Source organism: Staphylococcus sp. FSL K6-0223 (assembly GCF_038008285.1).
In genome coordinates, this window is the sequence record NZ_JBBOYX010000001.1 from 1934349 (window position 1) to 1957383 (window position 23035).

23 protein-coding genes and 1 pseudogene are annotated in these 23035 nt (G+C 30.3%); 7 read left to right on the plus strand and 17 right to left on the minus strand.

All coding sequences use genetic code 11. The features are described from left to right. Positions 1 to 527: 527 nt before the first annotated feature. The 6 genes from MHI13_RS09620 to norA all read right to left on the minus strand — a co-directional run bounded on the left by MHI13_RS09620 (position 528) and on the right by norA (position 6746). Positions 528 to 2498: a PTS fructose transporter subunit IIABC gene (locus tag MHI13_RS09620; protein WP_019834924.1), complete on the minus strand. Its 1971-nt coding sequence runs from the start codon at positions 2496 to 2498 to the stop codon at positions 528 to 530. Between the two features lie 5 nt (positions 2499 to 2503). Then, a complete protein-coding gene (gene pfkB, locus MHI13_RS09625) occupies positions 2504 to 3424 on the minus strand; it encodes a 1-phosphofructokinase (RefSeq protein ID WP_019834923.1) in 921 nt (306 codons plus the stop codon). Positions 3425 to 3434: 10 nt separating this feature from the next. Beyond that, on the minus strand, positions 3435 to 4181 hold the full coding sequence (locus MHI13_RS09630; protein WP_048682600.1) for a DeoR/GlpR family DNA-binding transcription regulator: 747 nt from the start codon (positions 4179 to 4181) through the stop codon (positions 3435 to 3437). A 147-nt stretch (positions 4182 to 4328) separates the two neighbouring features. Then, on the minus strand, positions 4329 to 4784 hold the full coding sequence (gene ybaK, locus MHI13_RS09635; RefSeq protein WP_172457931.1) for a Cys-tRNA(Pro) deacylase: 456 nt from the start codon (positions 4782 to 4784) through the stop codon (positions 4329 to 4331). 145 nt (positions 4785 to 4929) lie between these two features. After that, complete coding sequence (locus tag MHI13_RS09640; RefSeq protein WP_025987153.1) at positions 4930 to 5415, minus strand: hypothetical protein; 486 nt, start codon at positions 5413 to 5415, stop codon at positions 4930 to 4932. A gap of 167 nt (positions 5416 to 5582) precedes the next feature. Next, entirely contained in the window at positions 5583 to 6746 is a 1164-nt protein-coding gene (gene norA / locus MHI13_RS09645; protein WP_048761349.1) for a multidrug efflux MFS transporter NorA, read from the minus strand. Between the two features lie 384 nt (positions 6747 to 7130). Between norA and MHI13_RS09650 the strand changes: the two genes are divergently transcribed. Continuing rightward, positions 7131 to 7748, plus strand: coding sequence for a DUF1361 domain-containing protein (locus tag MHI13_RS09650; protein ID WP_019834919.1), 618 nt, complete (start codon positions 7131 to 7133; stop codon positions 7746 to 7748). Positions 7749 to 7877: 129 nt separating this feature from the next. Here the strand turns inward: MHI13_RS09650 and MHI13_RS09655 are convergent, their stop codons facing one another. The 3 genes from MHI13_RS09655 to MHI13_RS09665 all read right to left on the minus strand — a co-directional run bounded on the left by MHI13_RS09655 (position 7878) and on the right by MHI13_RS09665 (position 10738). Continuing rightward, positions 7878 to 9251 (minus strand): cryptochrome/photolyase family protein, encoded by a 1374-nt coding sequence (locus MHI13_RS09655; RefSeq protein WP_019834918.1) that lies wholly within the window; start codon positions 9249 to 9251, stop codon positions 7878 to 7880. 141 nt (positions 9252 to 9392) lie between these two features. Then, on the minus strand, positions 9393 to 9692 hold the full coding sequence (locus tag MHI13_RS09660; protein WP_019834917.1) for a hypothetical protein: 300 nt from the start codon (positions 9690 to 9692) through the stop codon (positions 9393 to 9395). A 122-nt stretch (positions 9693 to 9814) separates the two neighbouring features. After that, entirely contained in the window at positions 9815 to 10738 is a 924-nt protein-coding gene (locus tag MHI13_RS09665) for a CobW family GTP-binding protein (protein ID WP_070547940.1), read from the minus strand. Positions 10739 to 10960: 222 nt separating this feature from the next. Between MHI13_RS09665 and MHI13_RS09670 the strand changes: the two genes are divergently transcribed. Then, a complete protein-coding gene (locus tag MHI13_RS09670) occupies positions 10961 to 11398 on the plus strand; it encodes a MarR family winged helix-turn-helix transcriptional regulator (protein WP_048682595.1) in 438 nt (145 codons plus the stop codon). A 115-nt stretch (positions 11399 to 11513) separates the two neighbouring features. Here MHI13_RS09670 and MHI13_RS09675 read toward each other — a convergent pair whose 3' ends face one another. Beyond that, a complete protein-coding gene (locus MHI13_RS09675; protein ID WP_049379644.1) occupies positions 11514 to 13181 on the minus strand; it encodes an amino acid ABC transporter ATP-binding/permease protein in 1668 nt (555 codons plus the stop codon). Further along, positions 13165 to 14808: an ABC transporter ATP-binding protein/permease gene (locus MHI13_RS09680; RefSeq protein ID WP_070468309.1), complete on the minus strand. Its 1644-nt coding sequence runs from the start codon at positions 14806 to 14808 to the stop codon at positions 13165 to 13167. Before MHI13_RS09680 ends, MHI13_RS09675 begins: the two co-directional genes overlap by 17 nt. 286 nt (positions 14809 to 15094) lie before the next feature. Between MHI13_RS09680 and MHI13_RS09685 the strand changes: the two genes are divergently transcribed. The 4 genes and pseudogenes from MHI13_RS09685 (at position 15095) to MHI13_RS09700 (ending at position 17606) form a co-directional block, all read left to right on the plus strand. Then, positions 15095 to 15964, plus strand: a complete 870-nt coding sequence (locus MHI13_RS09685; RefSeq protein WP_070444107.1) for an undecaprenyl-diphosphate phosphatase — start codon at positions 15095 to 15097, stop codon at positions 15962 to 15964. Positions 15965 to 16105: 141 nt separating this feature from the next. Next, positions 16106 to 16558, plus strand: a pseudogene (locus MHI13_RS09690) (hypothetical protein); the annotation flags it as partial. A 23-nt stretch (positions 16559 to 16581) separates the two neighbouring features. Further along, positions 16582 to 17043 (plus strand): YaiI/YqxD family protein, encoded by a 462-nt coding sequence (locus MHI13_RS09695; RefSeq protein ID WP_017175979.1) that lies wholly within the window; start codon positions 16582 to 16584, stop codon positions 17041 to 17043. Then, positions 17040 to 17606 (plus strand): LOG family protein, encoded by a 567-nt coding sequence (locus tag MHI13_RS09700; protein WP_017175980.1) that lies wholly within the window; start codon positions 17040 to 17042, stop codon positions 17604 to 17606. Before MHI13_RS09695 ends, MHI13_RS09700 begins: the two co-directional genes overlap by 4 nt. Before the next feature lie 227 nt (positions 17607 to 17833). On the opposite strand, the gene MHI13_RS09705 is transcribed toward MHI13_RS09700, so the two are convergent. The 4 genes from MHI13_RS09705 to MHI13_RS09720 all read right to left on the minus strand — a co-directional run bounded on the left by MHI13_RS09705 (position 17834) and on the right by MHI13_RS09720 (position 19828). Continuing rightward, positions 17834 to 18379: a GNAT family N-acetyltransferase gene (locus MHI13_RS09705; RefSeq protein WP_017175981.1), complete on the minus strand. Its 546-nt coding sequence runs from the start codon at positions 18377 to 18379 to the stop codon at positions 17834 to 17836. Positions 18380 to 18479: 100 nt separating this feature from the next. Then, entirely contained in the window at positions 18480 to 18776 is a 297-nt protein-coding gene (locus MHI13_RS09710; RefSeq protein ID WP_049420405.1) for a hypothetical protein, read from the minus strand. A gap of 154 nt (positions 18777 to 18930) precedes the next feature. Next, positions 18931 to 19308 carry an SA0632 family lipoprotein gene (locus tag MHI13_RS09715; RefSeq protein WP_017175983.1) on the minus strand — a complete coding sequence of 126 codons (378 nt, stop codon included), beginning with the start codon at positions 19306 to 19308 and terminating at the stop codon, positions 18931 to 18933. A gap of 67 nt (positions 19309 to 19375) precedes the next feature. Continuing rightward, a complete protein-coding gene (locus MHI13_RS09720) occupies positions 19376 to 19828 on the minus strand; it encodes a GNAT family N-acetyltransferase (RefSeq protein ID WP_019834911.1) in 453 nt (150 codons plus the stop codon). A 122-nt stretch (positions 19829 to 19950) separates the two neighbouring features. On the opposite strand from MHI13_RS09720, the gene MHI13_RS09725 reads away from it, so the two are divergent. After that, on the plus strand, positions 19951 to 20640 hold the full coding sequence (locus tag MHI13_RS09725) for a DUF1129 family protein (protein WP_017175985.1): 690 nt from the start codon (positions 19951 to 19953) through the stop codon (positions 20638 to 20640). A gap of 185 nt (positions 20641 to 20825) precedes the next feature. Here the strand turns inward: MHI13_RS09725 and MHI13_RS09730 are convergent, their stop codons facing one another. Both MHI13_RS09730 and MHI13_RS09735 read right to left on the minus strand, forming a co-directional pair. Next, on the minus strand, positions 20826 to 22046 hold the full coding sequence (locus tag MHI13_RS09730) for a sugar efflux transporter (protein ID WP_017175986.1): 1221 nt from the start codon (positions 22044 to 22046) through the stop codon (positions 20826 to 20828). A 46-nt stretch (positions 22047 to 22092) separates the two neighbouring features. After that, the gene (locus MHI13_RS09735; protein WP_017175987.1) at positions 22093 to 22947 is read right to left on the minus strand and encodes a LysR family transcriptional regulator; all 855 of its coding nucleotides are present in this window, start codon (positions 22945 to 22947) and stop codon (positions 22093 to 22095) included. Positions 22948 to 23035: the final 88 nt, after the last annotated feature.

Below are 23035 nucleotides of genomic sequence, written 5' to 3' on the forward strand. Positions count from 1 at the left end.
TATCGCCATATCTTTTTAATTACATATTAACTATATAATAAAAGATTGGACAAAATTCGTTAATCCCCTCGATAATGTAACCCCAGCTTTCGTTGAACGTTGGGTTTCTCAAGAAACCCTTTTTGCTGAGGCCCCAACCCCACCTTTCGTTGAACGTTGGGTTTCTCAGGAAACCCTTTTTGCTGAGGCCCCAACCCCACCTTTCGTTGAACGTTGGGTTTCTCAAGAAACCCTTTTTGCTGAGGCCCCAACCCCACCTTTCGTTGAACGTTGGGTTTCTCAAGAAACCCTTTTTGCTGAGGCCCCAACCCCAGCTTTCGTTGAACGTTGGGTTTCTCAGGAAACCCTTTTTGCTGAAGCCCCAACCCAAATTTCTTTGAATATTGCCTTTTTTACAAAGATCTCGATGCTAGTATTCCTTAAAATAGCTTTGAGGCAACACGTTTTCGATTCAATTAACAAATATTAATATATAAAAAATGCCTGAGACAACTCATTATGTCTCAGGCTCATTAAACCAATGTTGATTATTCATCCATAGATTCTGAAGCTTTAATTTCTTGTTCTGTTAATTTTGGTTTCAGTAAACCATAAAGTACTGCTGAAACAAGTGTACCTATAATTAAAGCAATGATAGTTTGGATGATATGACTAAAGTCTGTTGCTGCTATAACGATGATACCACCATGTGGTGCATTAATTCTTGAACCAAGTCCTAATGCAATCGCTCCAGCAACACCTGAACCGACCATCATTGATGGAATCACACGTAATGGGTCAGCAGCTGCAAAAGGTATAGCACCTTCTGTAATGAACGATAGACCCATAACATAGTTAGGTACGATTGAGCCACGTTGCTCTTTTGTAAATTTACGTTTAAAGATAAACATTGCTGTGGCAATTGCCAATGGTGGAATCATACCACCAACCATTGCTGCTGTTATTGGTGCAGCATTACCTTCAGTTAAAGCTGCTGTCGCAAATACATAGGCCGCTTTATTGAATGGACCTCCCATATCAATTGCCATCATAGCTCCAATAACTAGTCCTAATAGCATAATGTTAGAACCAGATAAACTATTTAAACCATTTAATAATAGATTGTTTAACCATGCTGCAGGTGGATTAAATACATAAATCATTAATAATCCAGTAATCGTCACACTTAATAGTGGATAAATTAATGTTGGTTTTAAACCTTCAACTGCTTGAGGTAAATTACGAGTAATATATTTGATACCTTGTGTTAAATAACCCGCTAAGAAACCAGCAATAATACCACCGATAAATCCAGAGCCACCAGAAATTGCTAACATACCGCCAACTAGACCAGCTGCAAAACCTGGTTTATCTGCAATACTACGAGAAATGAAACCAGCTAAGATTGGAATAATTAATGCAAAGGCACTCTTATTACCAATATTCCACAATTGTTCTGCAAACGCATTATGTTCAGGGCTTTTTGGATCAAATGAGTTGGCACCAAATAAGAATACAATCGCCATTAAGATACCACCAGCAATAACAAGTGGTAACATATTAGAAACACCATTCATTAAGTGTTTATAAAATGCTTTACCTGGACTTAATTTTTCATCATTACTATCTTTATCTGTATTTTTTTGTCCACCATGTGCTTTAAATGGTTTTCTACTTGTATCAAGTGCTGTATTGATTAACTCTTCAGGACGTTTAATCCCGTCTGCTACTGGAACCTCAACTACATTTTTACCATCGAAACGATCTGTTTCTACATGAACATCGGCAGCTACAATAATCCCAGTTGCACGTTCAATATCTTGTTGAGTTAAATGGTTTTTAATACCACTTGAACCATTTGTTTCAACTTTTATTTTAACTCCCATTTTTTCTGCTTGTTTTTTCAAAGCATCACGGGCCATATACGTATGTGCAATACCTGTTGGACACGCTGTTACAGCTAAAACGTAAGATTCGTTAGCATTATCATTCGCTGATGCACCAGTTGTTGCTTGTGCTTCAGCCTCTTGCTCTTGAGCTTCTTTTTCTTCTTCTTTAGTCGCTTCGTCATCAGCATTATCAATAATACGAAGTATTTCTTCTTCTGAATTAGCCTGTAATAAATTTTCTCTTACTTTATCGTCCATTAAAATACCTGACAATTTAGCTAATGCATCTAAATGTGTTTGTGCACCACCCTCTGGCGCTGCAATCATAAAGAATAAATGTGCAGGTTGGCCATCTAAACTTTGATAGTCCACACCTTCTTTTGATTTACCAAAAGCAATCGCAGGTGATTTCACTGCTGCTACTTTAGCATGTGGAATGGCTATTCCTTCACCAATTCCCGTTGTGCTTTGTGACTCACGATTATGAATCGCTTCCTTAAATTGAGCTATATCACTTAATTTACCAGCTGAATCTAATTGATTAACTAATTCATCAATGACGCCATTTTTATCACTAGCTGATAAATCCATAGCAATTGTTTCTTTAGTAAGTAATTCTGTTATTCTCATCTCTATCACTCCCCATCAAGTACAGAAATTGTAACTTGTGACTTGATTTTTTCTATATCTTCTTTTAATGCTAAGTCATCATTAAATGCTGTAGCCGTACCTGAAGCTACTGCTTGGCGAAATGCTTCTTCAAGTGAGAGTCCCGACTCAAGACCCGCTACCATACCTGCAACTGTACTGTCACCAGATCCTACTGTATTTACAACTTCACCTTTAGGATTTTGGGCTTTAATACTTCTTGTCTCATCAACATATATGGCACCATCTCCACCTAAAGAAATAATGACAGATTGAGATCCATTTTTTACTATTTCTCTACCATACTTAACGACATCTTGATCAGATTTAATTGTGACATCAAACATTTCTTCTAATTCATCTTTATTCGGTTTAATAAATAAAGGATGATATTCTAACACTGTATTAACTAAATCTCTTTCAGCATCCACTACTAATTTTGCACCTGTTTCTTGAGTGATTTTTGCAATTTGAGCATAAGCATCACTCGGAATACTTTTTGGAACACTTCCTGCTACAATGACAGTGTCCTCTTTAGAAGTATGTCTAATCTGATTTAATAATGCTTCAAACTGATCAGAAGTCACATTCGGACCAGGTGCATTAATTTCAGTTTCATCGCCGGATTTTAATTTAACATTAATACGAGTATCTTCATTTACTTTAATAAACTCCGTATTAATATCGCTTTGTTCCAAGATACTAGAAATAAATTCCCCAGGAAAACCTCCAGCAAATCCTAATGCCGTAGACGAAACATCTAAGGTTTTCAACACGCGAGAAACATTAATACCTTTTCCTCCAGCAAATTTGTATGTTTCTCTAGCTCTATTAAGCCCTTTTAGCTCAAATCCATCAGTAAACATGATGTAATCAATAGAGGGATTAAATGTCACTGTATATATCATAATTAACCTCCTAAAAATGGTATTTCTCTTTGTATTCGTTGTAGCGATTATGATGACGTAATTGCTCAGATACGATGTACTCAACATGGCAAGATTTGGTTGAGACATGCGCAAAATATATTTCATCTAATTTTGAATGGTCTAATAAAACATAAGATGTGGTTGCTTGATGTATTGCTCTTTCTTTAATTAATGCTTCTTTTTCATCCGGTGTGGTTAATCCATGATTCAAATCTAAGCCATTCATACCTATGAAAGCTTTATCAAAACAATAACGTCTTAAAACTTCAAGGGCACTTGCTCCTACAGTAGCAAAAGTGGTAGCTTTTACTTCTCCACCAATCATCAAAGTTTTAATACCTCGCTGAAGTAATCTTTCAACGTGAGATAAACCGTTTGTAACCACTACGATATCTTGTGCTTTTATAAATGGAATCATCTCAATTGTAGAAGAACCTGCATCCATAAAAATACAATCATTATCTTCAATGAGCAAAGCTGCCTTTCTTCCAATTTCTTTTTTTTCTTTTAGATTTGTAGACAGTTTTTCAGATAAAATGGGTTCTTGATTTCTATGACTATTAAGTGTCGCACCACCATGAACACGTTGAAGACGTCCAAGTTGTTGTAACTTTGATAAATCTCTTCTTATAGTTGAAGCACTACAACCTGTTCGTTCAATTAACTCTTGGAGTGATAAAAAATCTTTTTTCTTAAGTTCTTGTAAAATTAAACTTTGTCGTTTTTCAGAGATCATCTTTAACACTCCTTTACAACTTTTATTATAGTGTTCGCGCTTACATATTTCAATCAAAAATTATCAAAAACGTTCAAAAACGTTCAAAAAATCGAAAAATTAACAGAGTGTTCACAATGTATATCATTGCTCACTCTGCTAATACATTTAATGTTGAGTAATACGCGCTGTTTGTGCCTGTGTAACTGCAATTAAATCATTAGGTTCAAGTATAATTTGCATGCCTCGTTGACCACCACTCACATTGATTTTGTCTCGTGATAAAGCTGACTCATCAATAATCGTTGGAAACGAATGTTTCATTCCTATTGGAGAACACCCTCCTCTTATATAACCAGTAACTTTTTTTAAATCATCCATCGGCATCAAATTAAGTTTCTTTTCACCTATGACATGTGCCGCTTCTTTTAAGTCTAATGTTTCACTGACTGGTATAACACATACAAAATGATCATGATTAGCATTTTCTAATACTAATGTTTTATAAACGTCTTTCACATTCGCATGCACTAATTCCGCAATTGTTTCTCCATCTAAATGTTCTTCACCTATTTCAAATGTATTTACTGAATAATTAATCTTGGCTCTATCAAGCATTCTCATTGCATTAGTTTTCTTATGTTTCAATGTAACACCTCATTTATCTTCTTTATATATCCCATTTTACTACTCTTTTTGACTAATAAAAAATAGAGTAAGATAGAAATCTTTAGATTTCACTTTCCTACTCTAATCTTACTTTACATTTTTATTTAACATCATTTACAGAAATGATTTCAACTTTACCCATTTTATTAATTGTTATATCTTCAGCTTTTTTGTTTTTTGGATACGCTTCAAAAGTGATGGATTGATTAGTTTCATTCAAACGCTCTAACTTTACAGGCTCTTTATAATTTTGTTGCATATAATTTTCAGCTATCGTTTTACATTCCTCTGTTGAATATAAATATTTTTCTTGAGCTTTCTCATTTAACCTATAGTTAACGTTTTGATTTTGACGAATGTCTGCTTTGCGTTGTGTTTGATCTTTCTCAGAAGCTTCGGCGGTGTGATTGCTGTTTATATTTAATATATTTTCAGTTTCGACAATACTTCCAACTTTTGAAAAAGTAGAAATTGTTCGATGTACCTTAGCTAAGGCATTTTGATTCGTTGCGATAAATAATAGAAATGCCAAACAAATTGATAAAATGATAGCTACCACACTTAACAATATATTTTTTAAATTCATCTCCTTACCCACACTTCTCTTTGAATTTTTTTATATCTTAACATACAAATATAGATAAAATAATTCAATAGAAGGCAATTTAAAATAATTGTAATCTTTGTAACAGTTATATTACCTAACGACTTTTTATTGTTACATTTCTATTATATAAAATATATAAAACTTATTTAATCACATCCGCTACGATTTAACTTTAAATTTTTCTCTATGAAAATAATTACTACCCCAAATAACATTACAATAATAGACATATATAAAGGAAATTCAATATTAACATCAAATAATGAACCTGCTACCAATGGGCCTACAAAATTACCCATACTTGTAAATGTAGAATTAAGTCCTCCAGCAAAACCTTGTCGATTACCCGCTATATTTGAATAATAATTAGTTAGCGCTGGTCGAATTAAATCAAATCCAATAAAGACAATAAAACTAATTAACATAATTGACCAGTAACTATGAGCGATTATAAGACTAAATATAACAATGACAGAATATAATAATGCCCAAGTAATAAATGTAAGTTCAGTGGTATATCTCATAAATTTATCAAAAAAGAAAATTTGGAATACTGCTCCTGCAACACCACCACCTACAATAGCAATTGAAATATCGCCAGGTGCGTAGTTTGCTTTCGCTGAAGTATATAGAGAAAATAACGTCTCAAAAGAAGACAAACCAAAAGCAAGTACAAACGTTAAGATAATTGGAGTAATAAAAACACCCCATTGAATTTTAGAAAGTTCTTTTGTTTCAAAGTGAATATGATGACTTTCCACTGTATTTTGTGGTTGTCGAATCAATATTACAGATATAACAAACGCCATAACACCTAGTGCACCTGCAAAATAAAATGGAAGACGATGTGATACTTCTGCTAAAAAACCACCAATTCCTGGTCCTAAAATAAAACCAGAGTTAATAATTGCAGACATATAACCAAAATTTTTTGCTTTATCTTTAGCTTTAGAAATATCTGCAATCATTCCTGTTACACCAGGCATTACCATCCCTGCACTAAAACCTCCAAGTATTCTTGATACTATTAGAAGTATAAAAGAATGACTCATAGCAAATAAGAACTCAGAGATCGTAAAAAATACTAATCCTAAACAAATAATTAATTTTTTACCCAATTTATCAGCTAAACTTCCTCCAAAAGGAGAAATAATCATTTGGGACAATGAGAAAATGGCTACTAAAATTCCTAAATCGCTTCCTTTTAATCCTAAATCTTTCAAATATACTGGAAGAACAGGAATAACAAGGCCAATTCCAACGAATATTAAAAATATATTAAAATATAATGTAAATAATTGCTTTTTCATATAAGACCACCTCTCTTTTATCTATAATTAAATACTCTTAATGAAATTCATCTAATTCATATTCTGAGAAAAGTTAAAAATTCTAAATTTTTCATTTAGATACTATTATATATTATTTTTTATTTTAAAATATACCATCTTACTTACTTAATAGTTATTCAAAGTATTTTACATTTATGTTATGTATAATCAAATTATCTTAATGATACATATGACATCACGTATTTAAAATTATTGAGATTCTTTTCTTACAGATTACACATCCATTTTACAATTATTAATGCTTCTCTAACTTTAATTATTCTACCTTCTTTTTTCTTGATTACTTCGATTTTAACCTTTACTATAATAATTCAACTAAATCGTTAGAAAGTAGTGCATATTATGACTTCACGTTATATTGCAAGAATCTATTTTATTATTCTTTTTGTAATATCTTTATTTGAAACACGTGTATTTAACTTTGTAAGCTTGAATTTATTTTTAGCTTACATTCCACTTGAATTATGTTTCTTATTAGATTTATTTAAACCTAGAAAAAAATTTGAATGGCCTATATTTATTATTTTTGCTCTTATTTTTATTTTATTAGTACCCAATACATTTTATATGGTTACTGATCTTATTCATCTTAATCAGTTTACATTTGATTTTTACGTTCAACTTAATTTAACAGAATGGTTATACTTTACTTTCTTACTGTTAAGTGTATTTTTTGCGATTTATTGCATGGCTCTCATATTTGTTCATTTATCTCATTTCACTTCAAAGCTATGGTTAAATCGATGTTTATTAATAACACTTATGTTTTTAAATGGTTTAGGAATATTTATGGGTAGATTTTTGAGATTTCATACTGTTCATTTAATTACCCGTCCCTTTACTATTATCACAGAAGTCATTCGTGCCTTAAATGGTAGTAGTTTAATATTTATTTCATTAATGATGCTACTTCAATTTGTCATTTTATTATTCATTAAAGGGATAAGAATGGCACATTGATATATTTCTATTTAATACAGTTTATTCATGTAGAAAAATTTTATAAGACGTTTAGTTATGTATTTAAAAAAGCTAGGGGTTGAAACATGAACTCAATGTGAACTCTGTTTCCTTCCCCTAGCTCTTTTTTTATATATTTTTAAATATTGTCATCACATATTCGCGCGCAACTTTATGATCTACAATTGGTTTAGGATAATCTTCACCTAATTGTATTCCTTTTTTTACTAATTGTGTTTGATGTTGAAATGGGTGATGTAAGAATTTTGCGGGCACATTATCGAATATAGGAATATATTTTTTGATATATAAAGCGTCTTTATCAAAACGTTCACTTTGTCTAGTAGGATTAAACATCCTAAAATACGGCACAGCATCTGTCCCAGTTGAAGCTGACCATTGCCAACCATGTACATTTGAAGCTGCATCATAATCGATTAATTTTTTTCTAAAATAATCTTCGCCCCAAGCCCAATCAATAAACAAATCTTTAGTTAAAAATTGAGAGACTACCATCCGCATGCGATTATGCATAAATCCTGTCTCATTTAATTCATTCATAGCAGCATCAATAATAGGAAAACCAGTTTTACCTTCACACCAGCGATTAAACTCTTCTTTGTTATAAGACCATTGTATAGTACGGTATTTTTCATTAAATGCTTCATGTGCACTATGAGGATATTGAGCCATAAGAACATAATAAAACTCACGAAACATTACTTCTCTAATAAAACTTTCGTAATTATTTTCATTTTCCTCATATCGTTCTAATAAATCTGTAATAATTTGTTTAATATCTATCAGACCATATGCTAGAGCAATACTCAATTGACTAGTGAGTACTTCTGGAAGATACTCTCTATCCTTTTTATAGTTTTGAATACTATGATTTAAATAATCCTGCCAATTGTTTAACGCTTGATCTTCTGATTGTCCATCATGATGATAATCATTAGTTATAGTTTGTTGTGATTGGCTACATTTATTAGCGATATCACTTAAATGATATTGATACGAAGAATGCTGTCTAAGTTTTGAACGGTGTGCTTTATAAAAACTTGTAAATACTTTATATGGTTGTCCTTGCTGATTCATCGTGTTACTTGGCTTAAAATAATGATTAACGTTAATAGTTATTACGGATATATCGTGCTTTTTAAACGCTTGTTTTAAGTGTCGAATATCATATCTTTCTTGATGATAACTCATGATATCGCCCGCCATAACTATTTCTTTAATATCATGTTCAGTACAAAACATACCTAGTTCACTGTAATTGATGACATATGGCTCTATATGATGTTCTTTCAACTGATATAAAAATTTTTCTAAAGTGCCATAATAATAGTTTGCTTTTTTATCTGTACCTTCCTCTTCAAATGTTTCCTTAGGAATTATAAGATAACATTTATCAATGTCATCTTTTTGTTGATTAATATATTCGAATAATGGATTATTATTTATTCTAAATACTCTATTGAGAATGACGCCAATATTCATACTTTCACTCCTAGCCTGAGGATTTGTTAATAATTTAACTACCCTATTTATCTTAAAATTAAAAGGAGTGACTACAGAATTCAATACAAATTCTAAAGTGACTCCTTTTACTTGATTTATATGATGTGATTCATACTTTTATTAACCAAATATTTCTCGATTAAGTCCAAAAACGTATAATAAAGTAAAGAAAGTTGCTGCACTTAAAATAGTTAAAATTAGCGTTAATATGAGTGTACGTTTGTACTTATTAATAAATGCGATAAATAATATTCCTAAATTATAAGCAAAGAACAATCCAAATAGTGTCATTGTGATTTTTATATTTGTAAAAAAGATATTTAACAATAGAATAATAATTGCAAAAATTAAATATGGGATTGTAATCCACTTAAACTCAAAGCGAATTTGTTTAGTACGTTTATCTTCATTATGATTCATTAATATATCCTCCTTATTCTATTATAAATGATTTATTTTTTTATTCTCATGACAAGACTGTGACATATTTATTAGAAATTTAGAATACTCATAACCACTCACATAAAAATTAAAGAGTCATTTTAAGTAAATTGAATCATTTCTAATTGGTTTTTCAAACGTGTTGTATCAAGCATTTCACCAATAATAACAATCGTTAATGGAACTTCTCTATCAGTTATTCCATAAGTAGGTAATCCCATTGAAAATTGGAATTCGTATATTGCATCCAATTGATCTTTAAATTTTACAAATCCTTTTAATCTGAATACTTCATCTGGCAAACGCATTATAAATTGGTAAAATAATTGTCGATCAATAGGAGCGCTAAACGTATATTTCATAGATTGTACATTATGATGGTGGACATGAACATGCCTATTAATATCAGTAGATTTATTTTTCACTACTACGTCATCTAATTTACTATATGTAGTCAAGTAAATCGTTGCTTTATTATTAATAGAAACCAATTGTTTTTTTATATTTTCTAATTCTACTTGTGTCACTAAATCCATTTTATTAAGAATAATTACATCACTATATTTAATTTGTTCTTCCATTAACTCATTCGTTTCTGCCGTATATTTCATTCTATTATTAAATCTTAACGCATCAACAAGGCCTATTATTTTAGGAATTTCCACGTCATTAACTATTGTTGGATCTTGACACGCTGCAAAGACTTCTAAAGGATGTGCAATTCCAGTCGATTCAATAAGAATGTGTTGACTTACACCTTCTTTAATCAGTGATTGTAACTGTAATACTAAATCATTATTTAAGTCACAACATACGCATCCATTGATTAATGATTTTACAGTAATATCTTCTTCGATAAGTAAACTATCAACGTCAAAAGAACCGAATTCATTCATAATAATTGTTATTTTCTCATCTTTTTTTAATAATTGGTGTATATAATTATTTAAAAATGTAGTTTTACCACTTTCTAAAAAGCCATTAATAATTGTAATAGATATTTTTTGATTTTTATTATTTATCATTTTAAAAACTCATTTCTATATAAAATGTATTTGAAATTAATATTATAAAAATGTATGTTAGATTACACTTGATTAAAATATCGTTTTCTTCTAAAATTTAAGCATACTTTAATTTTAGCATGGCATTGAAATGAAGTGTGTGATAATTTATATTTTACACAACATAGACGAACTTTAATCCGAAATAAAGAGAAACGGATAAATGTCTGGAGGAGAACTTTAATGTCTGAACAACACAATTTAAAAGAGCAACTTTGTTTTAGTTTGTACAATGCACAAAGACAAGTAAATCGCTACTATTCAAACAAAGTCTTTAAAAAGTACAATCTTACCTACCCACAATTCTTAGTTTTAAGCATTTTATGGGAAGAATCGCCTGTAAATGTTAAGAAAGTAGTCACTGAATTAGCTTTAGATACAGGTACAGTATCACCCTTACTAAAAAGAATGGAAAACGTTGATTTAATTAAACGGGAACGTTCTGAAATTGACCAACGTGAAGTATTTATTCATCTTACTGAAAAAAGTGAAAATATTAAACCCGAACTAAGTGATGCATCTCAAAAAGTTGCCATCGCTTCTTCTTTGAGTAACAATGAAGTCCATGAACTTAATCGTCTATTAGGTAAAATTATTACTGCTTTTACCGAAAACAAATAATGTGACATGCTAGTACTAAACTAATTAAAGTTATTCATTTCAAAATGTAATTTATATATTTATCAATAGTGAAAAACCTGAGATCATTCTTTAAAGCTATCTCAGGTTTTTTATTTTATAATGTATTAATATGAATCATGCGATTTAAATACCCCTTATTTTGACTTAATGATACATAATCTCCGTACTCAACAACCTCACCTTCAACCATTACGATAATGGTATCGAAATATGGAAGTAAGTCTAAATCATGTGTAGCAACAACTAATGTTTCTGCTCGCTTGTTAATTTCTTTCATTACATTGTTCGTATTATCTTCATCAAGCGCTGTAGTTGGCTCATCTAATAGCCAAATGTTAGACGATTTTAAAAATAAACGTGCTAAAGATAAACGTTGAATTTCACCGCCAGATAAAGAAGTTCCATCTAAAGTCAATTGAGTGTTCAAATTTAAGTAACTTAAATTCAACATATTTAAGACATCGATTAAGTTTTCATCTTTTTGATTAGATAATAAATTTTCTCTGACAGTACCATCAAATATTTGTTGAGATTGTAATAACGCATTGATTTCATTATATCTATCGTTTTCATTAATTTGAGTAATAGGTTGACCATACAACTCAACACTACCTTCTTCTGTTTCATATAAACCACATAGCAGTTGCATTAACGTACTTTTTCCTGAACCAGAAGGTCCAATGATAGCTACTTTTTCACCTTTATGGATGGTTAAATTAATATCGTTTAATACTAATGTTTCTTGATTAAAATATTTAAAGTTTAGATTAGAAATACTAAATACAGGTTCTTGTTTTGTCTGTACATTTAACTTAGGTGTAGTTATCGAAGAATTAAACACCTCATTAATATCCGTTAACGCTTGATCTGTATCTGCCTTATAATAAGCAAAATTACTCATTGGAATAGCCTGTTCGAACAAAGTTAAAATCATTAATATCATACTCGTTACATATATAACATCTAAATATCCATGTTCAATTTGTATCACTGCTAAAGCTAAACTTAAAAAAATCGTTACAATAGAAATGAGATTCAATATATAATCATAAAATGTTAAAAATCGATTTTCTTTAGCTTGTAACCTATCATAATATTCTAATGATTTAACGACTTTCTTTTTATATGCATCTTGTTGATTAAAAGTAATTAACTCTTGATAACCCGCTTTATAATCATAAAACTCAGCCAACATTTTTTGTTCATGAGTAGTAACTTGTTGTTTAAGTATACGTACACGCTTAGCACTTAACCATGGTATAATCCATAAATAAAATAGCATACTTATGACAATTAATATAGCATGAGCAATACTAAAATAAATTAATGCAACAGCAGCAATTAGCGCAGTTAAACCTATTACAAAAGGGGGATAATATACACGTAAATATATATTTTGCAGTGACTCCACCTTATTAACCATCCTTGAGATTAAATCGCTCGATCTAAATTTACGATAAATATTAGGCACTCTTGGAAAAAGTTGCTTTACAAACTGTACTCTTATATTCCTTAACATTGTAAATGTAGTTCGATGGGATAATAATCTTTCAACATATCGCGTAATAGCACGTAAAAATCCAAATAATTTTACAGAAACGACAAGTATCATCAATGCGTAAATAGGCATGCCTAGTGCACTTTGAGTTACCATATATCCACTTAGGAAGAACATTGTAAGTGCTATTAGGCTTCCAGTAATGCTGACTAATATAGCTAAAAATAAATCTTTATCTAAATGAAATTTAATATGTGGTTTCATCTTTATTCACCACCTTATTTAATTGCGTAGAAATTTGATTATCATCTTTAATAAGATGACCTTCTTTTACATATAAACGTCGTGTTGCACGACGTATAGTCGAATTACGATGCGCGATTGTAATTGTAGTAGCATGCTTAAAGTTATGCTCTAATGTTTGTTGAACAACACGTTCAGTTTCAATATCTAAACCTGTAGTAGGCTCGTCAAATATTAGAATACTTGGACGTAGTAATAGTACTCTACAAAGTTCTATTCTTCTCATTTGACCTCCAGATAACATTTCCCCACCTTCACCAATTACAGTATGAATTCCTTTATTTAAGCTTAAAATTTTTTCTTTAAGTCCTACTGTTTCTAAAATTTGTAAAATTTTTTCATCTGAAACCTCATTAAACATTGTAATATTATCTTTAACAGACGCCGAAAAAATATATGGATGTTGGTTTAACATACCTATATCTGTAACTTCAGAATTAAATATAATACGACCTTTTGTAGGTGTTATCATTTGCTTAATCAGATTCGCTAGTGTGGATTTTCCAGCACCACTTGGACCAACAATTGCAATTTTTTCTCCTTGATTGATTGAAAAAGTTATATCTTTTAATGCATATAGGGTCGTATTAGGGTATTGATAACTTACTTTATCGAAGTAAATTTGATTTTGCTGATTCTGATTTATGGTAGGCGTGTTAATATTTGATTCTTCAATATTATTTAAAAAATCAAAAATAATATCACTTGCTCCTTCACTTTGTTTACCAGTATGGAAGGCTTGACCTAAATCTTTAATTGCATTGTAAAATTCTGGTGCTAAAATAATCGCAATTACAGCAATTTTAAAATTGATATGGTGAAACACGACTAAACTTAACGTCGCTTCTAGTGCAATTAAACCAATACCTAACATACTTATAAACTCAAGCATAAGACCAGATAGAAATGCACTTTTCAAAATTTTCATCGTTAAATCCCTAAAGTGTGTGCTCTCTCTATAAATACGATTTTCCGTCTCCGTTGTTCGTCTAAATAGTCTTAAAGTAATCAAACCTTTAGCTATATTTAAAAAGCGTTGGCTGAATTGATTTAAATACGTCATTTGTTCTTTAGATTCGTCTCGTGTTTTCAAGCCAAAAATAATATAAAACAATGGAATAAATGGTGCAGTAACCGCCATAATAATAGCAGTATTAAGATGTATAAAACACATTACACTAATAATGACGAGTGGTATGAACATAGATTTAAACACTTGCGGCAAGTAATTATTAAAAAAGGGTGTAATTCCATCTATAACTTCAGTTAAAATGTTTGTTTGTACGCCAATTGAAGCTTTAGACTTACTTGTTATTATTTTTTGACGAAGGTCATGTTTAACTTTGTAAGCTAAAATATCCCCTAATCGTTGATTCAACATATTAAACGTTACTCTCAAAATTAATACAATTAAAATAGTAAATAACAATGAATAGATGGATGAAAGCTTGTGGTACAAGACTTGATTCAAAAACTCAGCAATTCCAATATTTTGAATCACTACACATATGGCTAACAATACACTAGTCATTCCCATAAAAATTGGAAATAATTTATATTTAAAGACTAAACTCATTAAATTTTTCAACTTTCTTCACCTAATGCTTTATTATAGAAGCTTGATCACAAATAATCATTTAATTGATTTCAAAGTTAAGTGACAATATTATGTCATTTCTTTGAATTCATCATCTTCCACACAATACAACAAAATAATATTTTATTTCAAAACAACATGATATTATTGTCATATACACCGGTAATTATTAGTAAATTATTATTTCAATATGCTATGATAATAAAGTGAATTTTTTAAAATAAAATATTTAGCATAAATAAAAGTTCATTTTTTACATAAAAGAAAGAGGTTACTTATGATAATTATTGAATTTATTAAGGCGTTAATTTTAGGTATTGTAGAAGGTCTTACTGAATTTGCTCCTGTTTCATCTACTGGACATATGATTCTTGTAGATGATATGTGGTTAAAATCGTCTCAATTTTTAGGTTCTCATTCAGCTTTTACTTTTAAAATTGTCATTCAACTAGGTTCTGTTTTTGCTGCTGCATGGGTGTTTCGTGAACGTTACTTCGAAATGTTACATATTGGAAAATACAAACACGTTGCTCATAGTGAGGGAATGCGTTCTAAACCTCGCCGATTGAACTTACTTCATGTATTAGTAGGTATGATTCCAGCTGGAATTTTAGGTGTTCTTTTTGATGACTTTATTGAAGAGCATTTATTTAGTGTACCTACTGTAATGATTGGTTTATTCATTGGCGCTATTTATATGATTATTGCTGATAAATACAGTACTAAAGTAAAACATCCGCAAACAGTCGATCAAATTAATTATTTACAAGCATTTGTCATTGGTATTTCTCAAGCAGTCGCAATGTGGCCTGGGTTCAGTAGATCTGGATCAACAATTTCTACTGGGGTATTAATGAAACTCAATCATAAATCTGCTTCTGATTTCACGTTTATTATGGCAGTTCCAATTATGTTAGCAGCAAGTGCATTATCATTACTTAAAAATTATCAATATATTGATCTTGCACATGTCCCATTTTATATTATTGGATTCTTAGCAGCATTTATTGTCGGTTTAATCGCTATTAAAACGTTCTTACATTTAATTAATAAAGTGAAGTTAGTACCATTTGCGATTTATCGAATCGTATTAGTTATTTTCATTGCTATTCTTTATTTCGGATTCGGTATTGGTAAAGGAATTTAATGATATGACACTAAAATTCTTTTTGAATTTTAGTGTTTTTTTATAAAAATTTTAAATCACTATTTTAATCTAGTGCAATCGTTTGAATTCCTGTATCATAGGGTAATGAAAGAGAAAGAAAATTTTATGGAGGCAACGAGTATGGACAAAAAACAAGTTATTAAAACAGTAATTAACGTGTTACCGATATTTATCGTACCACTAGTTGTAGAACGTAAAAAAATCAAGTCTCATCCAGATGTTCAAAAAGCTTCGCATGCAACTTCACATGCTACACATACAGTAGCAAATAAGGCATCTGATGTTAAAGATTACTTTGGTGATAAAAAACAAGAGTTCGATAATAAGCGCGAACTCAAAAAAATTGCTAAAGAAAATGACCCTAAATATATTAAGAAAAAAGGATCAAAATTAGCTAAAAAGAACCATAAACAATCTTCTAAATTAGAGAAAAAGCTTCAAAAAAATATTGATAAACGTCATAAAGAAGAAGAAAAAATTCAAAAACATAATGAAAAACAGCGAATTAAAGAAATGAAGAAATATGATAACTATAATGCCGACAGTATTATCACTCAAGATAAAGTTTTACATTCAGAAAAGGCTACAAATAAATAATGACAACCATATTTGTTGATGGTGATGCTTGTCCAGTCGTTAATGAAATTATTGATTTAACAGCTGAGACAGGCTTTTTTGTTACGATTTTACGGAGCTTTAGTCATTTTTCTCATTCTCATTATCCAAGTCATGTAAATATATTATACGTTGATGATGGACCAGATGCAGTGGATTACAAAATTATACAACTTGTAACAACTAGCGATATTGTGATTACTCAAGATTATGGATTAGCTAGTTTGTTACTAAAGAAAGCTAGAATTATAATGCATCATAAAGGATTTATCTATAACGAAAATAATATAGATATATTACTTCAACAGCGTTATAATAATGCACAAATTAGAAAACAAGGTGGACGTCATAAAGGACCCTCCCCTTTTTCAAAAGCAGACCGACAGCATTTTTGTGATGTTTTTCAAACCTTACTTAATCAATTAATGGAGGATACAAAATGAAACGTATAGCAGTATATTGTGGAGCAAGTAAAGGGAATAATCCTATTTATGTTAAAGAAGCATATCAATTAGGAAAATATATGGCTGAACAAGGTTATGAACTCATTTTTGGAGCGGGTTCAGTAGGTATCATGGGCGCTATTCAAGATGGCGTACTAGATTACGGAGGCCGTGCAATTGGAGTGATGCCTAAAATGTTAGATGAACGTGAAATTACAAGTCAAAAAGTAAGTGAGCTCATTCTTGTAGACTCAATGCACGAACGCAAAGAAAAAATGACTGAATTAGCAGATGCTTTTGTTATGGCACCAGGAGGAGCTGGTTCTCTTGAAGAATTTTTCGAAATGTATAGCTGGGCACAAATTGGTATACATCAAAAACCAATCGGCATCTTTAATTTAAATGGATTCTTTAATCCGCTTCAAATTTTGATTGATCATATGATTGAAGAAGGTTTTATCGATAAAAAATATAAAGAGTTAGCACCTTTATATGACACTAAAGAGGCTCTAATTGATGGATTACTTAATTATAAACCTCTTGGTGTTAGAACCTATGATTGATTAATATTATAAAAAAGATGGGCCAACGAATTCTTTCTGAATTTGTTGGCCCATCCTAGTTTCGGCATCAAATATAAAGACTTTCGTGTTAAGTGTTTCTATATTTGCGTCTAGGACTAGAAATAAATTTGTTTTTTATCGTCACATTTTTAATGTAGTCCATAACTTTTAATATGCTAAAAGCCTCTAGGGTTTCTATTTATCTTCTAGTATTTATTTATTAATATTTATATGTTTAACTTTTTTTGATATCTTACATGTCTTTTAAGTGGATGATATTTACTTAGGTCAGGTAGTTCAAAATAATCAAATAATGACATCCCAATTTTTTCCATTACTTTTCGAGAGGCCAAATTCCCCTCAGCAGTAAGACTAAATACTTCTTCTATGCCTTTTTCTTTTGCATACTCTAAAACAGCCATAGCACCTTCAGTAGCAATACCATTCCCCCATACTTCAGGGATAAGTCGCCATCCAATTTCATATATAGGTAAATTTTCAAAAGGATATTTACTATCTTTTGGTAAGTAGTTTAACCCTATATATCCTAGCCATGCTCCTGTCTCTTTAAGCTCAACAGCAAACAGCCCAATTCCTTTTTCTTTTAAAATATCATCCATTCGTTGCATATCTAATTCTGAACGTCTATAACTTAATAGACTTGGAAAATAGCGTCTTACCTGAGGATTTGCATTCATTTTTTGAAAAGATAATAAATCTTTTTCTTCCCAATCACGCAATCTCAATCTTTCTGTTTCTATATAAACAACCATTTATCCACACTCCATTACCCAAATACAATTATGAAAAAAGTGTGACATGGAGTATATAACCATAACACACTTCGTTTCGTTCATTTTGATTAAAAAATTATTAATTTTTTGAAATATAACTTATTAATTCGATATGTACTGGAATTTCTTTTAACTTATTACGTTGATTTTTAGGTGCTACAAATGTTGCATCGATATAATCATTACGATGATTAAGTTTAAAAGTAGCTACAAAAGTATCACTTTCTGATTCAAAATTTGGCAAGTGTGCTACAACACGTTTAATGTCTCCAGTTGAATGAGTTACTGTACGTCCAGTAATATTTTCAATCTCTTTACCTAATTCTGGAAGTGTAAGGTCACGTCCCTCTAGAATTTGAAAATCATGTTCATGCATAGTTATCTCTCCAATACTATAAATTATGTGCTGAATTTTATTATTATATTTTTAAACTTTATTTTTAAATATATGGATATTATATTCAAAATGTATTTAAGTACTATTACCCTTCTTATTCTATCGCCAAACCTGCAGCCTTTTAAAACCGATATTAGTTGTTCTCTGTAGACGAACTAGAGCTTGTATTATTACTTGATTGTTCACTATTTGAGTCACTACTTTGTTCTTCAGTACTACTAGAACTTTCATTTGATAAATTCGTTTGACTTGAGTTATCCTTTTTGGATTTTTCAGTTTCTTGTTTAACTGATTCTTTGGCAACAGAACTATCTACTTCTTTTTGTAACTTTTCTCGTTGCGCATTGAGCTTTTCTTTTTGTTTCTCTAGATTATTTTTTTCATTTTTTAAATCTTTATTTTCTTTTTCTAGCTGTTTAATATCATTTTCTAAAGATACTTTTTCTTCACTTTTACCACATGCTGACAATATTAAAGTCGCTAATAGTAAAAGTACAATCCACTTCTTCATATATTTCTCCTTTAAATATATATCAATAACACTTATTTTAACATGAAATGTGGCATGATTCATTTTATTATTTTAAGTCTTTTCGCATTTTAACATGAGTTATATCATATCCTTGTTCACGATTGATATGAATCATTTGTTCATTATTCGCATCCACTGTGCTTTCGATAGAATGTGCATCTTTTTCTATCGCCCATTGTTCTAATGCCAATTTTAAATTAGTAGCTATCCCACTGTTTCGACAATGAGGGTGTGTATATAACATTTCAATCGTTACCACTTTCGTACTCGTTTCAAAATGACCCCAAATGAAAGCAGAAGGTTCTCTAAAATCATGTTTTGACTCAATAACATAAATAATATCTTGGTTCATGTTTAATCTTCTCTCAATCATTTCTTGTCTTAAAGCTATAGAGAGCGTTGTAGCATGATAATTTAATCCACTTTTTTCTAAGTAATATTCATGAATACTTGCAATATTCTCAATTAATTGATCATCAGTAATTGAAAGACTTCTCATTTTATATTCTCCCTATTTATACATTATATTCTTTACATAACTATGATATGATTATTCATATTTAATATATAATAATCAACTTTTAAAACTTTTAAACATTTTTATTTTTAAGGGGATAATAAATGAAATCGACTGCAACATTAGCCCGCGAAAACAACGTGAAATCCATGCGTTTAAATAATACGGATCGAGAAATCTTTGAAAACTATATGACTTATATTAGATCAGATTTACGTGTAAATCCGCATGATAGTGAACTCATGCTCAATCGTATTTTGAAGGAGTTACTTGCCGCAGAAAATGATGGAACTTTAGCTCTTGAATTTTTCGATCATGACCCAAAAGCACACGCTAAAAAACAACTTAAATCCCTACCAAATGAAACATTTAAAAATATTGTTAAATCTATTTTTAGAAATTTTATCTTTTTAATGGGTATATTCTTTTTCTTTAAGGGGTTTATCGGTTTTTTTGTTCCTGATAATCATAATGAAGTATATTTATATACCTTTCCTATTACGCTCATCATTGGTTTAACTATTATATTTCTCTTTATTTTAGTCGTTTTTAAAACTGTTCAATTACAGTGTTTTAATAATTCGCATTGGATTTGGTGGTTTAATTACTGTATTATTGCATTACTAGTAGTAGCACTATTTTATGTATTTTTTATTCCACAGTCATTTTTAGCATATGGACCTAGTATTCAAATTAATAATTGGGCATTTATTATCATTTCTATAATTATTACACCTATTGCTTTCTATATAGAACATCATTTTGTTGATGAAGATTCAAATACTGTATTATAAAAATATGAAATAAGAGCCTAGAACATTATTCTCAAAAACATAACAACTCTTTGAGCTACATATAAATTAAATAATTATAAAAAAGACCCTTTTTCTATTATTTCAATAGAAAAAGTGGTCTTTTTCATTTGTCGAAGGATTTAAAGTCCCAGACTTTTATTTTCATACATAATCATTTCTTTTAATTATTGTATATTCATAGTTGAGGATGTAAACTTTTGATCTTTAGTGAACAATATTAAAATCATACCAATAAAAATAGATAAGGCAGAAACATAAAAAACGTTTTCTAATCCAACCCAATGACTCATTACGCCACCTAATAAATTTCCACATAATTGTCCTATTACCATTGCATTAGCAAATAAAGTCGACGCATAACCAGGAAAGTCAGGTAGTATATCTTGGAAATAACTAATACCCAGTCCTAATAAAATCGCTAAATAAAATGCTAAAAATACTTGTCCTATCATCATCATATATATATTTTCAAATATACCAATACTAAAATAAAATAGACCACCACTTATGGCTCCTAGTATAAGCAAAGTGCGTGTAGATAATTTGGATGCTAAAATCCCTAATATAACCATAAAAGGCACCTCTAAGCCAGCACATAAACTTGCTAAAGTACCTACATAACCTTCTCGTTCTTTCAAATATTCTGTAACGAATAATGGCATATTCATTGTATACATCCACTGACCAATATGTAGAAGTATAAAAGCAATAAATGGAATAAATAAAGCTTTATCTTTTAACATATTAGGTGCAGTTATTTCAATACTAGCAGTATCTTTAACTTGTTCGTTTATAGTCAGATTTAAATCTTTATAAAAGAATATTTGTAACAACAGTGTAAATAATAAAATGATAACTGTGCCGCCAAATAGCCCTGCGTAGCCCATAAATTGAATGAGATATGCACCAATGAGTGGACCAAATAAAAAGCCAAAAGAGAACATTGATCTTAAGACAGTATTAGCAAATTTTGCATTATTTCTGGATGAAGACGCATTAATAGATTCTCTAGCGGATGCATATAATTGGGGCATTGCAGGTGCGAATAATCCTTGAAATATCGCATATACTATAATAAATAGCCATATATGATGGATGTAAAAATATATAGAAAAACTAAGTGCTCCCATAAATAGTGCACAAATAATAAGTATTTTCCGATTAAGATGATGTGTATCTGAAAATCTAGCAACAATCGCATTTACAGTAAATTGACTGACTGCAGCCAAAGCTAAAAGAACACCAAACTGATTTGTCGACATTCCTAGTTCATTTGTTGCGAATAAAACAAAGTATGGCACTGTAATGGCAATACCCATTCCTAAGAGCATCATATTAATAAGAAATAATTTATAGTTTTTAATATGCAATAGTGCTGAAAACATATATTATACCTCTATTCTTCTTTTAAATTGCAATATTGATTAACTATTATTTAGTAAAATTAAGCATTAAAGAAACAAAAGCATCAACTTGTGGTAGTTGCAATATACTACTATCATAACTCATATACGTTGAGCGGATTAACGGAAGACCATCAATGTTGACTTTTTCAAATTCAAATACGTGATGATCAATATTCTTCATCATTATTTCTGGAAGAATAGTTACTCCTACACCACTTATTAGCATTTCTTTACATGTTGCCACTTGATCTACTGTAATGGTAGCATGATAATCTTGTCCAAATTTTTCACTATACCAATGATTAATTTGATTGATATATATTGGATCTGCTTGAAATTCAATAAATGGTAACTTTGACACATCTTCATGACGTTCTTTTGGATAAATAAAATAATGTTCATCATCAAATAAATGGATATTTTTTAAATTCATTACTTTATTCCCTCTGGTAATTAAAAGGTGATAATCTCTATGATTAGATCTAATTTGCTCTGTTGAACCCACTTGAACTTGTATTTCTACATTAGGAAATTGTGTATTATACAAACTCAATACACGGGGCAATATTGTTTGTCCAATTAAAGATGAACATCCTATAGATATGGTTCCATTTACTTCCCCTATATGTGCTTGTATTTTATCGAAAAACATTTTTTCTCGATTCAACATATCACGTGCATGTTCGATAATCATTGCACCTTCTGTAGTAGTAATTAATTGTTTTTTAGTACGAATAAATATTTCTACTCCAAACGCATGTTCAATTGCTTTTAAGCGTTGCGTGACTGCTGGTTGTGATATATATAAAATTTCAGCAGCTTTTCTTAACGTTTTCGTCTCATCTAATGTAATTAGTAATTGATAATCTTCAATTTTCATAGCTTCCCCCTTATGTTTATCCACGAATACGGCTATGATGGTAAATAAAATTGATACTATTTCATTATTGTTTTAGTATTAAAGAAAT

Bases quoted from the DNA above. Each gene is read 5' to 3' on its own strand.
- MHI13_RS09660 (WP_019834917.1), bottom strand. From the start codon at position 9,692: ATGAATCATAATGAAGATAAACGTACTAAACAAATTCGCTTTGAGTTT.
- MHI13_RS09715 (WP_017175983.1), bottom strand. From the start codon at position 19,308: ATGAAGAAGTGGATTGTACTTTTACTATTAGCGACTTTAATATTGTCA.
- MHI13_RS09655 (WP_019834918.1), bottom strand. From the start codon at position 9,251: ATGAATATTGGCGTCATTCTCAATAGAGTATTTAGAATAAATAATAAT.
- MHI13_RS09650 (WP_019834919.1), top strand. From the start codon at position 7,131: ATGACTTCACGTTATATTGCAAGAATCTATTTTATTATTCTTTTTGTA.
- norA (WP_048761349.1), bottom strand. From the start codon at position 6,746: ATGAAAAAGCAATTATTTACATTATATTTTAATATATTTTTAATATTC.
- MHI13_RS09665 (WP_070547940.1), bottom strand. From the start codon at position 10,738: ATGATAAATAATAAAAATCAAAAAATATCTATTACAATTATTAATGGC.
- MHI13_RS09620 (WP_019834924.1), bottom strand. From the start codon at position 2,498: ATGAGAATAACAGAATTACTTACTAAAGAAACAATTGCTATGGATTTA.
- MHI13_RS09735 (WP_017175987.1), bottom strand. From the start codon at position 22,947: ATGAAAATTGAAGATTATCAATTACTAATTACATTAGATGAGACGAAA.
- MHI13_RS09730 (WP_017175986.1), bottom strand. From the start codon at position 22,046: ATGTTTTCAGCACTATTGCATATTAAAAACTATAAATTATTTCTTATT.
- pfkB (WP_019834923.1), bottom strand. From the start codon at position 3,424: ATGATATATACAGTGACATTTAATCCCTCTATTGATTACATCATGTTT.
- MHI13_RS09700 (WP_017175980.1), top strand. From the start codon at position 17,040: ATGAAACGTATAGCAGTATATTGTGGAGCAAGTAAAGGGAATAATCCT.
- MHI13_RS09710 (WP_049420405.1), bottom strand. From the start codon at position 18,776: ATGCATGAACATGATTTTCAAATTCTAGAGGGACGTGACCTTACACTT.
- MHI13_RS09640 (WP_025987153.1), bottom strand. From the start codon at position 5,415: ATGAATTTAAAAAATATATTGTTAAGTGTGGTAGCTATCATTTTATCA.
- MHI13_RS09685 (WP_070444107.1), top strand. From the start codon at position 15,095: ATGATAATTATTGAATTTATTAAGGCGTTAATTTTAGGTATTGTAGAA.
- ybaK (WP_172457931.1), bottom strand. From the start codon at position 4,784: ATGAGAATGCTTGATAGAGCCAAGATTAATTATTCAGTAAATACATTT.
- MHI13_RS09725 (WP_017175985.1), top strand. From the start codon at position 19,951: ATGAAATCGACTGCAACATTAGCCCGCGAAAACAACGTGAAATCCATG.
- MHI13_RS09675 (WP_049379644.1), bottom strand. From the start codon at position 13,181: ATGAAACCACATATTAAATTTCATTTAGATAAAGATTTATTTTTAGCT.
- MHI13_RS09630 (WP_048682600.1), bottom strand. From the start codon at position 4,181: ATGATCTCTGAAAAACGACAAAGTTTAATTTTACAAGAACTTAAGAAA.
- MHI13_RS09720 (WP_019834911.1), bottom strand. From the start codon at position 19,828: ATGAGAAGTCTTTCAATTACTGATGATCAATTAATTGAGAATATTGCA.
- MHI13_RS09695 (WP_017175979.1), top strand. From the start codon at position 16,582: ATGACAACCATATTTGTTGATGGTGATGCTTGTCCAGTCGTTAATGAA.
- MHI13_RS09705 (WP_017175981.1), bottom strand. From the start codon at position 18,379: ATGGTTGTTTATATAGAAACAGAAAGATTGAGATTGCGTGATTGGGAA.
- MHI13_RS09670 (WP_048682595.1), top strand. From the start codon at position 10,961: ATGTCTGAACAACACAATTTAAAAGAGCAACTTTGTTTTAGTTTGTAC.